The 12928-nt window shown below is 43.1% G+C and carries 15 protein-coding genes, 1 pseudogene and 1 riboswitch; of the genes and pseudogenes, 13 read left to right on the top strand and 3 right to left on the bottom strand.

Annotated elements, in window-relative coordinates; translation table 11 throughout:
- Positions 1 to 8: 8 nt before the first annotated feature.
- Genes comGC through LQ216_RS09695 form a run of 7 tightly spaced genes read left to right on the top strand, consistent with a single transcriptional unit; the run spans position 9 to position 2656 of the window.
- Positions 9 to 332, top strand: a complete 324-nt coding sequence (gene comGC, locus LQ216_RS09725; protein ID WP_230129127.1) for a competence type IV pilus major pilin ComGC — start codon at positions 9 to 11, stop codon at positions 330 to 332.
- Complete coding sequence (comGD, locus tag LQ216_RS09720; RefSeq protein WP_230129096.1) at positions 316 to 792, top strand: competence type IV pilus minor pilin ComGD; 477 nt, start codon at positions 316 to 318, stop codon at positions 790 to 792. The genes comGC and comGD overlap by 17 nt, the downstream gene beginning before the upstream one ends.
- Positions 779 to 1126 (top strand): competence type IV pilus minor pilin ComGE, encoded by a 348-nt coding sequence (comGE, locus tag LQ216_RS09715; RefSeq protein WP_230129095.1) that lies wholly within the window; start codon positions 779 to 781, stop codon positions 1124 to 1126. The genes comGD and comGE overlap by 14 nt, the downstream gene beginning before the upstream one ends.
- Positions 1110 to 1559: a competence type IV pilus minor pilin ComGF gene (comGF, locus tag LQ216_RS09710; protein ID WP_230129126.1), complete on the top strand. Its 450-nt coding sequence runs from the start codon at positions 1110 to 1112 to the stop codon at positions 1557 to 1559. Before comGE ends, comGF begins: the two co-directional genes overlap by 17 nt.
- Positions 1549 to 1932 carry a competence type IV pilus minor pilin ComGG gene (comGG, locus tag LQ216_RS09705; RefSeq protein WP_230129094.1) on the top strand — a complete coding sequence of 128 codons (384 nt, stop codon included), beginning with the start codon at positions 1549 to 1551 and terminating at the stop codon, positions 1930 to 1932. Before comGF ends, comGG begins: the two co-directional genes overlap by 11 nt.
- Positions 1933 to 1947: 15 nt before the next feature.
- Positions 1948 to 2466, top strand: coding sequence for a shikimate kinase (locus tag LQ216_RS09700; RefSeq protein ID WP_230129093.1), 519 nt, complete (start codon positions 1948 to 1950; stop codon positions 2464 to 2466).
- Positions 2467 to 2479: 13 nt separating this feature from the next.
- Positions 2480 to 2656 (top strand): YqzE family protein, encoded by a 177-nt coding sequence (locus tag LQ216_RS09695; protein WP_230129092.1) that lies wholly within the window; start codon positions 2480 to 2482, stop codon positions 2654 to 2656.
- A 64-nt stretch (positions 2657 to 2720) separates the two neighbouring features.
- On the opposite strand, the gene LQ216_RS09690 is transcribed toward LQ216_RS09695, so the two are convergent.
- Both LQ216_RS09690 and LQ216_RS09685 read right to left on the bottom strand, forming a co-directional pair.
- Entirely contained in the window at positions 2721 to 3515 is a 795-nt protein-coding gene (locus LQ216_RS09690) for a YqhG family protein (RefSeq protein ID WP_230129091.1), read from the bottom strand.
- A complete protein-coding gene (locus tag LQ216_RS09685) occupies positions 3493 to 5181 on the bottom strand; it encodes an SNF2-related protein (RefSeq protein WP_230129090.1) in 1689 nt (562 codons plus the stop codon). The genes LQ216_RS09690 and LQ216_RS09685 overlap by 23 nt, the downstream gene beginning before the upstream one ends.
- Positions 5182 to 5424: 243 nt before the next feature.
- A riboswitch (glycine riboswitch) is annotated at positions 5425 to 5512 on the top strand.
- Between the two features lie 161 nt (positions 5513 to 5673).
- On the opposite strand from LQ216_RS09685, the gene gcvT reads away from it, so the two are divergent.
- The 4 genes from gcvT (at position 5674) to LQ216_RS09665 (ending at position 10115) form a co-directional block, all read left to right on the top strand.
- Positions 5674 to 6780, top strand: coding sequence for a glycine cleavage system aminomethyltransferase GcvT (gene gcvT, locus LQ216_RS09680; RefSeq protein ID WP_230129089.1), 1107 nt, complete (start codon positions 5674 to 5676; stop codon positions 6778 to 6780).
- A gap of 15 nt (positions 6781 to 6795) precedes the next feature.
- Entirely contained in the window at positions 6796 to 8142 is a 1347-nt protein-coding gene (gcvPA, locus tag LQ216_RS09675) for an aminomethyl-transferring glycine dehydrogenase subunit GcvPA (protein ID WP_230129088.1), read from the top strand.
- A complete protein-coding gene (gene gcvPB, locus LQ216_RS09670) occupies positions 8135 to 9592 on the top strand; it encodes an aminomethyl-transferring glycine dehydrogenase subunit GcvPB (RefSeq protein WP_230129087.1) in 1458 nt (485 codons plus the stop codon). The genes gcvPA and gcvPB overlap by 8 nt, the downstream gene beginning before the upstream one ends.
- A gap of 130 nt (positions 9593 to 9722) precedes the next feature.
- Entirely contained in the window at positions 9723 to 10115 is a 393-nt protein-coding gene (locus LQ216_RS09665; RefSeq protein ID WP_230129086.1) for a group-specific protein, read from the top strand.
- Between the two features lie 114 nt (positions 10116 to 10229).
- Here LQ216_RS09665 and LQ216_RS09660 read toward each other — a convergent pair whose 3' ends face one another.
- Positions 10230 to 10613, bottom strand: a complete 384-nt coding sequence (locus tag LQ216_RS09660) for a rhodanese-like domain-containing protein (RefSeq protein ID WP_230129085.1) — start codon at positions 10611 to 10613, stop codon at positions 10230 to 10232.
- Positions 10614 to 10804: 191 nt separating this feature from the next.
- Here LQ216_RS09660 and LQ216_RS09655 point away from each other — a divergent pair, with 191 nt between their 5' ends.
- A complete protein-coding gene (locus tag LQ216_RS09655; protein WP_230129084.1) occupies positions 10805 to 11641 on the top strand; it encodes a biotin/lipoate A/B protein ligase family protein in 837 nt (278 codons plus the stop codon).
- Positions 11642 to 12041: 400 nt separating this feature from the next.
- Positions 12042 to 12836, top strand: a pseudogene (locus LQ216_RS09650) (ribonucleotide reductase N-terminal alpha domain-containing protein); the annotation flags it as partial.
- Between the last annotated feature and the right edge of the window lie 92 nt (positions 12837 to 12928).

The following is a 12928-nucleotide window of genomic DNA, read 5'->3' as shown; positions in this document are numbered from 1 at the left end:
TAATGAAAATGAAATGGAAACTAAAAAAGAACGAGAAAGGCTTCACTTTGATCGAAATGCTAGTCGTACTGTTGGTTATTTCGGTATTGTTGATTATCACCATTCCAAATATTACGAAACACCAGTCGAATATTCAAACAAAAGGCTGTGATGCATTTGTGAAAATGGTCCAGGCCCAGGTACAAGCGTATGAAATGGATAACAACAGGCTTCCGGCCAATGTCGCTGAACTTAAAACTGAGGGATATTTAAAGCAAACCTCATGTCCGAATGGAGATAATATTAATCTAGATGCTGATGGAGTTGTAACGGTAGTTGCCGGTACGCCATAGACGCGGTAGGAACAACTGTAAAGACGGCGGATTTACGTTAATAGAAATGCTTGTGGTACTGACAATCTTCCTCTTAATCTTTTCGCTTGCCTCATCGCTTTTCCCTCATTTCATGAAAAATCAGGAGACTGAGCAGTTTTTGCGTCAGTTAAGTGATGATATCCATTATGCTCAAGCGTATGCAATCAGTCACCAGGAGTTTACGGAAGTTGTGATTGATCAAAAACCAGGAACAACTGGTGAGACATATCATGTTAGAAATGCGATGAAGGGGAAGTTGTATGAACGAAAGATACCAAAAGATCTTGTAATCAGCAGTGGATCGATGAACTTAAAAATTACGTTTACCCCCAACGGTAATATAGCCACCGTGGGCACCTGGTTTATAGAGTCGCCTCTTCACTCTTATAAAATAACCTTTAATATCGGAAAAGGAAGGTTCCGGATTGAGAAACTCTAGGGGATATATTTATCTTGAAATGCTGGCTGCTTTTTCTGTTTGCTGTTTTATTGCCTTATCTGTTTTGCCAATCCTAGAGCTTGTTGTAACCGAACGGAATAATGCCATGCAGCGAATGAAAGCCCACCATTTATTATATGAGAAATTACAAGCTTATATGGAAGGGGAGAGTGAAGCTGTGGATGAAACCTTTGTTGTCAATGACATGACCTACAAAATGACCTGGGAGCCCTTCTTGCCCTCTTCGGACTTTTCCGGGATGATGAGAGGCTGTATTGAATATGAAAATTACGGAGAAAGAGATGAAATGATTTGTGATGCTGCGAAAAGATAACGGCTTCACTCTCGTAGAAATGCTTGTTTCCCTGGTGGTTTTTATGATCATCGCTTCATTTGTGCTCAATTTGTTCACGCTGATCCAAACGAATACGACTGAAAAGAGCAGTTTGAATCAAAAAGAGTGGGAAATATTCATTAATCAATTAAAGCGGGATGTCTGGCAATCCCGAACAATGGAGACATCCGATAATAAGCTATATCTCACTGTCGGCGAAGATGTGGTATTAATAGAGCAGTATCAGGATAAAGTCAGGAGGCGTTTAAACGTCACAGGCCATGAAGTCGCTTTGCAAAATATTAGCTCATTCCAGGTAATCAGCGATGGAAAAACGCTCACTGTCACGGTTGTTGATAAGCAAGGGAAACCTTTCAGCAGCCGATTGCGTCCCTACATTTCGGATAGCGGAGGATATACGAATGGTGAATAATGAAAAGGGTGTAGTTTTTCCCATGGTGATCATTATTGCAGCCGTTTTTATATCCTTCACGCTCTTCTCAATTGAAAGATATTCAGGTGATAAAAAGTTTTATAAAGAAACTGAAGAAAAACTGATTCTTGAGCAGTTGATTCGCTTGGCTGCACTTGATATAACGACAGAACTTGCATCGACTGAAATTATAGTTGAAAAAAAAGGAATCCTCTTTTACCCGGGCGGAGATGTTTATTATGAATGTACGATGGCAAGTGAGACGGTGGTAAGAGTTTTACTGTACGCCAGCACAAAAGCCGAACGGAAGGCACAATCGCTGTTTCTTTATGACACCTCGCAGAATAAAGTGATAGAATGGATAGAAAAGTAGTCCGGAGTGAAAGTGATGAAGAGCATTTATTTGACTGGCTTTATGGGGGCGGGAAAGACGACGGCCGGTGAGGCCTTAGGTGAGGCGATGAAACTGCCTGTTTATGATATGGATCACGAGATTGAGGAACAGCAGCAGCAAACAGTCACTGACATTTTTGCCGATCAGGGTGAGGAAGCTTTCCGGGAAATGGAGAGCCGGATGCTCCGGGAACTGCCGCGTGAAGATTCCATTATCACAACGGGCGGCGGAATTATTATAAAAGAAGATAATCGGCAATGGCTGGCAACTCAAGGATACTGGGTATATTTGCATTGTGAGCCGGAGGAAATCGCTAAACGGCTTGCGAACGATGAGTCACGGCCGCTTTTGAGCGGCGAGCGAAAACAAAATCTGCATCGACTATTCAGCGAGCGCCTGCCGCTTTATTCGCAGGCCCATATTGTTGTCGACACGACGGGGAAGAGCCTGGATGAGATCGTGGATAGGATTATGAAACGAATAAAGGATATGGAAATGGGACATACTAGCTAACGGGTGGTATGTTATGAAGACAAATGATTATATTAAATTTCTTACACAGCAATTCGTTAAATATATGGCAGTTCCTAAAGATGTGAGAAAGCAACGCAGGGAAAAGAAGAAAAAGATGAGAAAACCTTTTGTGAGCAACTGGTTTGGACTCATGCCGTTTGCCTTGACGATGTTGTTTAAAAGAAAATAGGATGGAAAACATGCCCTGTCACTTGTCAGGGCATGTTTTTTTTATGCATTTGCTAAAACGATGTCTACATGGCTTTTTCAGTCAGATAGAAAAGCCCGCCGTTCACGACCGAGATGTTGATCTTCGGTTCGTATTGCGCGCGGAGGGCTTCCTTTTCCGTGTGGTAGCTTTCGCTTTTTTCCTCCATATCTGCGTAAAATTGCTCGAGCAGCTGCAGATCATTGTCCCATCTATTCACCGCTTCCTCAGCCCAGGAATGATCATCGCCTTCAAACGTGCGTCTAATATACGTATCCAGCCGCGCTAAACCGCTTTTAGGCATAATCAAGGGCGACAATGTAAAAGAAAAGTCAGGGATTCTCGGGGTTATTTGTAAAGTAAGAACTTTGTGATGAAAGCCCTCAGAGATTTGACCGGATATTAAGTTTAAACCGACAGAAATAAATACATCTCTTTTGCGATCGCATTGATAAGATACTTTCACATTCAAACATAACCAGGGAATAAGCGGATGCTGCCCTGCCCCATTTGATTTTGTATCTTCGAAAAGCCGAATATACCCTGCGAGCCTTTTCGTTGATTCGAATATTTGGTGCAGCCTCGGAGATCCGAAATGGATGTGTTCTCCTTTCATATTTTCGGGGGCTTTCATTTGATCGGTAATCAACGTCAGTTTCATCGGATCGGGAGTACCACCCGTTTTTTCAAGGTAATGCCAATAAAACGGCCGGTTCATCAATTCCTTATCCATTTCAATCGTGAGCTGGACTTTGATATGGCCGGGATAGTTTTCAATGATTTCGCAGTTGTTGGATTGAAAGTACTTAATCAGAAATTCATGAATTTCCTGTTGCTGCACGAACCTCACCCTCCTTTATTTCCTGGGCAAACTGAATCATCGATGAAAGATTATCCATTTTGATCTTCATTTCACCTTCACTTCTCGATGCACCAACAACATCGATTAAATATTCCTCAATATTGCCGATGTCCAGCTTGGTTAAAATGTCATCAAGCTCCCCGATTACTTTTTCAAACAGATTGATTTTTTCATATAACAGCTTTAAGATGTGTTCTTCGATGGTGTTTTTCGTTGCAAAGTTATATATGTGTACATCTTCTTCCTGGCCAAGCCGGTGGATACGGCCGATCCGCTGTTCAAGCCGCATCGGATTCCAGGGTAAGTCAAAATTAATTAAATGGTGACAAAATTGGAGGTTGATTCCTTCTCCACCGGCTTCTGTCGCGATTAACACTTGGACATTCTTTTGGAACAGCTCTTTCATCCAGTCTTTTTTGCCGCGCTTAAAGCCACCGCGGAACGGCACAGAAGTAATGCCGTTTTGTTTCAGAAACCACTGTAAGTAAGCTTGAGTAGCGCGGTATTCCGTAAAGATGATGACTTTATCATCAATCTTCTTAATCAGCTCCAATGCTTTTTCCGCCTTTGAATTCCGCTCAACTTCTTTCAATTTTACGAAGAGATGATTGAACTTTTCTACAGATTGTTCCGACGGCTCTTCGTCTTTTTCAATCATGTTTTTCAATGTATATAAAACAGCTTCCCGGCTGCTGCAGGCCTCCCTTTGCAAAGTAAGCAAGGAAAAAGTACTGCCTATGCCTCCAGCGGTTGATGGCCTGAACTCTGAAACTGCATCGTAAAGCGCTTGTTCAGTCGGAGAAAACTCAATAATGATCGTCTCGACAAGCCTTTTTGTCCATTCAATTCCGGTATCGGCCCTCCTGTTTCGAATCATTACTTTATTTACAAGCTCTTTTAAATGTTGGTCTTCATGAATGCCTCTGCCTTTTCCCTTATATTTTTCCGAAAACAACGAAGCGTTTCCGAGATGTCCGGGCTTTAACAGGGAAACAAGGTGAAAGATTTCTTCGACCTTGTTTTGGATGGGTGTAGCAGTGAGGAGCAAGCAGAATCTCTTTTTTAGGCTTTGGACAAATTGATAGTTCTTGGTCTTATTGTTTTTTAGTTTATGAGCTTCATCGATGATGATCAAATCGTATTCCTGGTTGAAAATAATCTCGCGGTGCGGTTCCCTTTTAGCTGTATCGATGGAAGAAACGACACAGTCGCAGGACTCCCAGACATAGCTTTTTCGCTGACCTACAGCGGGGATGTGAAACTTCGTGTTCAGTTCGAATACCCATTGGCTAACCAGTGATGCAGGTACTAAGATCAAGACTTTTTTTACGAGCCCGCGAATCATGTATTCTTTTAGAATCAAACCTGCTTCAATCGTTTTTCCCAGCCCGACCTCATCGGCGAGAATTGCTTTTCCATTCATATTCTCGACAACCTGAATCGCGGTTTCTAATTGATGCGGAAGAGGTTTTAACTGTGGCAGATGCTTTGGCGCCTGCAGACCTTCGAAATCAGGTATGACCAGATGTTCTTCGATTTGAACAGCCAGCTTGAATAACTCCCAGTTTGCCCACGGTCCGTCATCTTTGATTCTGTGTAAGAATTCGTCTTCCCAGGTGGAATCGAATGTGATATTGATTTTCATAATGTTGCCACCTCCTTGGGTATCAGGGAAAAATAAATAAAGCTAAAAATATGATAGTTTTAGACTGCTATTGTGTTTAAAGACGAACATTAAATAGTGAGTAGGTGATTAATTATAAGTTTTTTGTCATTATCTAATAAAAAAGATTGCAGGAAAATATGCCTTAATGGTAGGATGAGAGTATATTCAGGCGGCAAATCTTTTCTTTTTAGTATGGCTAATCAAAAGAAATATTATAAGCGGATGAAGGCAAGGGGAGAGACTATATATGTAGCGCCGAAGGAGCAAGCTGAAAAGTGAATCTCTCAGGCAAAAGAACTCTTGCTGGACGCAGCTCTGGAGAGCGTCCAGGCACAAACGTGCAAGGGCCACCAAAGGGGAAAACCTTCTATAAGGTAAACTTTCAGGTACCAGGACAGAGAATAGCTCTATTTACCAGAGCTTCTCTGTCCTTTTTTATGTATTAAAAAACCAATAGGGAGGGAATGTAATTTGGCTGAATTAAAAAGAACTTCGCTGCATGAGGTTTATAAAGAAAATGGAGGCAAAACCATTGACTTTGGCGGGTGGGAGCTACCTGTGCAGTTCTCGGGTATAAAAGACGAGCATGAAGCCGTCCGCACGAAAGTGGGATTGTTCGATGTTTCGCATATGGGCGAAATTGAAGTGAAAGGTCCTGAGAGTATTGCGTTCCTGCAAAGAATGCTCACGAATGATGTGTTGAAGCTTAAAGCGGGTGGTGCCCAGTATACGGCGATGTGCTATGAAAATGGCGGTACGGTGGATGACTTGATCGTCTATAAAAAAAGCGAGGGAGATTATCTTCTCGTTGTCAATGCGGCCAACATCGACAAAGATTTCAATTGGCTGCAAACAAACCTTGTCGAGGATGTTGAGCTGGTTAATATTTCTTCTGACATATCCCAGCTTGCGCTTCAAGGGCCCGCAGCTGAAAAAGTACTGCAAAAATTGACTGAAAATACTGATTTAAGTGAAATCAAATTTTTCACATTCGAAGAAAACGTAGACTTGGCCGGAATCACTGCGCTTGTGTCCAGAACAGGCTATACCGGGGAAGATGGCTTTGAAATTTATTGCAAGAGTGAGGATGGCCCGGTGTTGTGGCGAAAGCTGTTGGAAGCTGGGAAGGAAGAAGGAATTCAGCCAATCGGGCTTGGGGCCCGCGACACGCTGCGTTTTGAAGCAAATCTCGCATTATACGGGCAAGAATTGAGCCCTGATATAACACCAATTGAAGCTGGAATAGGCTTTGCAGTCAAGACAGATAAAGAAGCGGATTTCATCGGTAAAGCGGTTCTTTCTGAACAAAAAGAAAAGGGCGCTCCCCGTAAAATCGTCGGCATAGAAATGGTCGACAGAGGCATTCCACGCCACGGATATCCGGTCTATGCCGGAGACGAGTTGATCGGTGAAATCACGACCGGCACCCAGTCCCCAACATTAAAGAAAAATATCGGGCTGGCTATTTTGAATAAAGGCTATACAGAGCTTGGCACAGAGGTGGAAGTGGAGATTCGTTCAAAACGATTAAAGGCTCAGGTTGTGGCGACGCCTTTTTATAAACGACCTAAACAGTAGAGGGGAAGGGTAAAAATGAAACATCGCTATTTACCGATGACAGAGCAAGACAAACATGAAATGCTATCAGCAATCGGCGTATCGGCCGTCGACGAACTTTTCAATGACATCCCTGAAAGTGTAAGGTTTAAGGGAGAATACAGGATCAAACCGGCAAAATCTGAATCTTCCTTATTGAAGGAGCTTTCAAGGCTGGCGGCGAAAAACGCGGATGTAAAGAACTATGCTTCTTTCCTAGGTGCTGGTGTTTATGACCATTACATGCCCGTCATTGTAGACCATGTCATTTCCCGTTCTGAATTTTATACAGCCTACACACCATATCAGCCTGAAATTTCACAAGGGGAGTTACAGGCAATCTTTGAATTCCAGACAATGATTTGTGAATTGACCGGCATGGATGTCGCCAATTCATCGATGTACGATGGCGGAACGGCGCTTGCAGAAGCAGCCATGCTTAGCACTGGCCAGACGCGAAGGAAGAAAATCTTGCTTTCAAACGCTGTCCATCCGGAAACCCGGGACGTAGTGAAAGCATACGCAAAAGGACAATATGTCGAGGTTATTGAGGTTCCGTACAAAGACGGAATTACAGATTTAGCGGCACTGAAAGAATTGACCAGCGATGAGATTGCCGGTGTCATCGTCCAGTATCCAAACTTCTTTGGACGGATCGAGCCGCTCAAGGAAATTGAAGAGATTGTCCATACCGAAAAAGCGATGTTTATTGTCTCAAGCAATCCGCTGGCTCTTGGAGCATTGACGCCACCGGGTAAGCTTGGAGCTGATGTCGTGGCAGGCGATGCGCAGGTCTTCGGAATTCCTGGAGCGTTTGGCGGACCGCACTGCGGCTATTTTGCGGTGACAAACAAATTGATGAGGAAGGTGCCGGGAAGGCTGGTTGGCCAAACGGTCGATGAGGACGGTAAACGCGGTTTTGTGCTGACATTACAGGCTCGTGAACAGCATATCCGCCGTGATAAGGCGACTTCCAACATCTGTTCGAATCAAGCGTTGAACGCTCTGGCCGCTTCAGTAGCGATGACGGCCCTTGGGAAAACGGGTGTCAAGGAAATGGCCATCCGCAACATCCAAAAAGCGCATTATGCCAAGAAAGCACTACAGGATAAAGGGATCGATGTTGTATTTGACGGTCCTTCTTTTAACGAATTTGTCGTGAAGCTTCCTGCTTCCTACAAAGAAGTGAATGACAGACTGTTTGAGAAGGATATAATCGGCGGTTTCGATTTGGGACGTGTTTATCCGGAGCTTAAGAACCATATGCTCGTAGCGGTAACCGAATTACGAACAAAAGAAGAAATTGATGCATTTGCTGCGGAATTGGGGGATCGCTATGAATAAACAAGATCAATCACTAATTTTCGAAATCAGCACACCGGGGCGGATCGGCTACAGCCTGCCGGAATTGGATGTAGAGGCTGTTTCTATTGAAGAAATTCTTCCATCTGAATATATCCGCGATGAAGCAGCAGAACTTCCTGAGGTATCGGAACTGGATATTATGCGCCATTATACGGCACTCTCTCACCGTAACCACGGGGTGGACTCCGGTTTCTATCCGTTAGGTTCATGTACGATGAAATATAATCCAAAAATCAATGAAAATGTCGCGCGCATGAATGGCTTTGCCCATGTGCACCCATACCAGGACGAAGACACTGTCCAAGGTGCTTTGGAGTTGATGTACGATCTTCAGGAGCATTTAATCGAAATTACCGGAATGGATCAGGTAACCTTGCAGCCTGCCGCTGGAGCGCATGGGGAATGGACGGGGCTGATGATGATTCGCGCTTATCATGAAGCGAATGGCGATACAGCACGTACCAAGGTAATTGTTCCCGATTCCGCTCACGGTACGAATCCTGCTTCGGCAACGGTTGCCGGCTTTGAGACGGTCACGGTGAAATCAAATGAACACGGGCTTGTTGACCTTGAAGATTTAAAGCGGGTAGTAGGCCCTGATACAGCAGCCCTTATGCTGACAAATCCAAACACACTCGGTTTATTTGAAGAAAATATTTTGGAAATGGCAGAAATCATTCATAGTGCAGGTGGTAAGCTTTACTATGACGGCGCCAATTTGAATGCTGTGTTATCAAAGGCGCGTCCGGGGGACATGGGCTTTGATGTCGTTCATTTAAACCTCCATAAAACATTTACCGGCCCGCATGGCGGCGGCGGCCCCGGATCCGGCCCGGTTGGCGTGAAAAGCGATCTGATTCATTACCTTCCAAAACCGCTCGTCTCAGAAAAAGATGGCAGGTATTTCTTCGATTATGACAGGCCGCAATCGATCGGTCGAGTGAAGCCGTATTATGGAAACTTCGGCATCAACGTACGCGCCTATACGTATATCCGATCCATGGGTCCGGACGGACTTAAGGCTGTAACGGAAAATGCGGTCATCAATGCGAACTATATGATGAGGAGATTGGCACCTTATTTTGACCTTCCATATGACAGGCATTGTAAGCATGAATTCGTGCTAAGTGGTAAGCGTCAAAAGAAGCTCGGCGTCCGTACGCTTGATATTGCCAAAAGACTACTCGATTTTGGTTATCATCCGCCAACCATCTATTTCCCGCTTAATGTCGAGGAATGCATGATGATTGAGCCGACAGAAACCGAATCAAAGGAAACCTTGGATGCTTTCATCGATGCGATGATCCAAATTGCCAAGGAAACGGAGGAAACACCCGAAATCGTCCAAGAAGCTCCGCATACGACCGTGATCAAGCGTCTTGATGAAACGTTGGCGGCGAGAAAACCTGTCCTTCGTTATCAGGCATAAAAGAAAAATCCTTGTCAGTGATGAAAACTGACAAGGATTTTTTAAGCTTGCACACTCTGTTAAAGAATAATGAGGAAGTTAATCAAAAATGATTCTTGATTTTATAAATATAAGGGAAAAGGAGAAATGTATGAATTTTTACATCGCCTCTAGTTTTATGAACGTTCACACCGTTAGGCTCGTTAGCGAAAAGTTAAAAGAAGTTGGACATAAGCATACATATGATTGGACTCAAAATAATAGAGCTACAACTCTTGAAGAACTTAGGATAATAGGTGAAGAAGAGAAAAATGCTGTAATGGAATCTGATTTTATTGTCGTTTTATTGCCAGCAGGAAAAGGGAGTCATATAGAATTAGGAATTGCGTTAGGACAAAGAAAAAAAATTTATCTTTATTCGCCGGATGAAGAAATAAATAACGTTGAAATAATAAGCACATTTTATCACTTGCCTGAAGTAGAAAAAGTAATTGGCACTATAGATGAACTAGTTGAAACAGTGATTTCACAATCAACAGTTTGATAAACTAACAGGAACTTCATTACTATTTAAGGGTTGTTTTTTAGATTGAGACATATCAACAATAATATGGAACAAAGCCTAAGCTAAAAAAAGAACCCATGATAACATGGATTCTTAGTTTTTCGTTTTTATTTTGCCGCTCCATTGTTTAAAGCCGCCTTTTAAATGATAGAGCTCCTTGTATCCTTTTCGATGCAGCATTTGTGCCGCTCTTCCGCTTCTTAGTCCGCTTTGGCAATACAAATAGATCGGCTTGTCCGTACGAAGCTCCTTCAGGCGGGTTTTTAGCTGGGTTAAAGGAATATTCCTCGCCCCTAAAATATGCCCAGCTTCAAATTCATTCGGTTCCCGCACATCAATTAGCTGTGCTTTGCGGTATCCGGCCACGAATTCATCCTGACTTAAAGTCTTTGCTATTTTGCGTTGTCTAAGCAAGTTAAATATCGAATATGACATGAAACCAGCCAGGATAATCAAGAGAATATATAATGATGTCAAAGTCTTCAAACCCCTTTCTCTGCGATAAGCAATACAGACCAGACATGTCCTATTATAGTATTGAACGCTTATTTAATCAAAAAAAATTTATCGTAAATGATTTTATATTCTGGAAAGAGAGTTTGCTTTTTATTAGCGGATAAGTTTGATACACTACTATGGAAATGATGACTGTAAAGAAGGTTTGAGATATGACAAAAGAAGTGTGGGCATATATTGATTCGGGAGATTGTTCCCCATCATTTAATATGGCGATGGATGAAGTGCTGCTGAACTGGCACAGCAATGGCGAGATTCCGCCAGTGATTCGATTCTACGGCTGGAACCCGCCAACCCTTTCGATCGGCTATTTTCAAAAAGCTGAAAAGGAAATCAATCTCGACGAAGTGAAAAGACGAGGAGTCGGGTTCGTCAGGAGGCCAACCGGCGGACGGGCTGTATTGCATGAGCATGAGCTTACATACAGTGTCATCGTAACGGAAGAACATCCTGGCATGCCAAAGAATGTTACGGAAGCTTACCGGGTCATTTCCGAGGGAGTTTTAATGGGATTTCAAAATCTTGGCATGGATGCCTATTTTGCGGTTCCTAAAACCGATTCAGAAAAGGCAGCTTTAAAGGAACCGAGATCTTCCGTATGCTTTGATGCACCAAGCTGGTATGAGCTGGTGGTCGAAGGCAGGAAAGTCGCGGGCAGTGCGCAGACCAGACAAAAAGGCGTAATTCTGCAGCATGGCTCGATTCTGATTGATCTTGATGATGATAAACTGTTCAGCATGTTTAACTTCTCAAATGACCGGGTTAAGGAAAGAATGATGAAAAGCTTTAAAGATAAAGCGGTGGCCATACATGATCTGACAACCCGCAGAATCAATATTGCTGAAGCGAAGGAAGCATTTAAGAATGGATTTGCTGAAGGTCTTGATATTGAATTAAAACCTTATACTTTGAGCGAAAAGCAATTAGAGGAAATAGAACACCTTGCTAAAACAAAATATGAGAGCGATGAATGGACCTATATGAGATAGGTGGCCAGCGTCGCTTTTTTCTTTTAGGAGCTTTTAGAAAAATAAAAAAATTTTCAGATTTTTTAGGGTTATCCTGTTTTTTCAGCAACCACCAGCGTTTGAAAGAAGTACAAAAAATGCAACAGTTGAAATCGACTGTATTCGTCCGAAAACTGACAAAAATCGATAGTTTTCTACATAATCCTAACTGATTTAAGTGTTTATCGGTTTGACAAGAAGGGAAGGAATTGACCAAAATATCAATATGTAGTATCCGGTGAAATAATTAACACACCATATATTGATATTTGCGCTTTGGTGTGATAGATTAAGGGTACTTCAAAAATATATGACGTTCTTAGACAACTACATAAAGAAACCCGCATCTAAGAAGAGGATAGTAAGTAAAGGAGAGATGGTCATGGCTGTCGTTTTGAAAGACACGAGGAAGATTAATGTTGAGAGTTTGAATAAGGATATTTCCTTATTCCCACAGGTGCACAAGATCACACCTGACATGCACAGGACGCATAAGGGCGTCTCAAGGCTGGTGATGATTGACCGCTACTCGTTTAAGGATACGGCAAAAGTAACATTATCAAACGGTGACTTTGTCGTGCTCACCATTAAAGAAGATCCGAAGTTCCCGGCAAGGGGTCTCGGTTACATCCAGAACATTGATTGGGAAAACAAGCGGGCCGATGTATTGGTCGATGAAGAATATCGCGGGGTGTTGGACAATCCTAAAGAATTGGAAACGGGGATCATCAATCGTTCCCTCGATATCATTGAGAAACCGCTTGAAATTTTCTACGAACAAATCGCTAAGCGAAACGCTACGGGACTCGCTTCAGTAGAAAAAACTGAAGAAAAGCGCCAGGAATGGTTCGAAAAGTTCTATCAAGAGCTCGCCGATTTGAACTTTGTACCGGCCGGCCGCGTGTTGTACGGTGCCGGTGCTGATACAGACGTAACCTATTTCAACTGTTATGTAATGCCTTTCGTCCAGGATTCCCGTGAAGGAATTTCAGAACACCGGAAACAGGTCATGGAAATCATGAGCCGCGGCGGCGGTGTCGGTACGAACGGATCAACGCTTCGTCCACGCAACACGCTTGCTAAAGGTGTGAATGGTAAATCATCAGGTTCCGTATCATGGCTCGATGATATTGCAAAGTTGACGCATTTGGTTGAGCAGGGCGGGTCGAGACGTGGTAAAGCATCATGAGTGCCTCGTCTATAAATAAACCTCGTGAATTGCTGGGAACTCTTTGGAATGACTTGTTGGCTACAACGTAACTGGAAACG

It is taken from the genome of Bacillus sp. CECT 9360, from assembly GCF_918741275.1.
GTDB lineage: Bacteria > Bacillota > Bacilli > Bacillales > DSM-1321 > Peribacillus.
The sequence above is the reverse complement of the archived record's forward strand: the minus strand, read 5'-3'. Positions and strand labels throughout refer to the sequence as shown.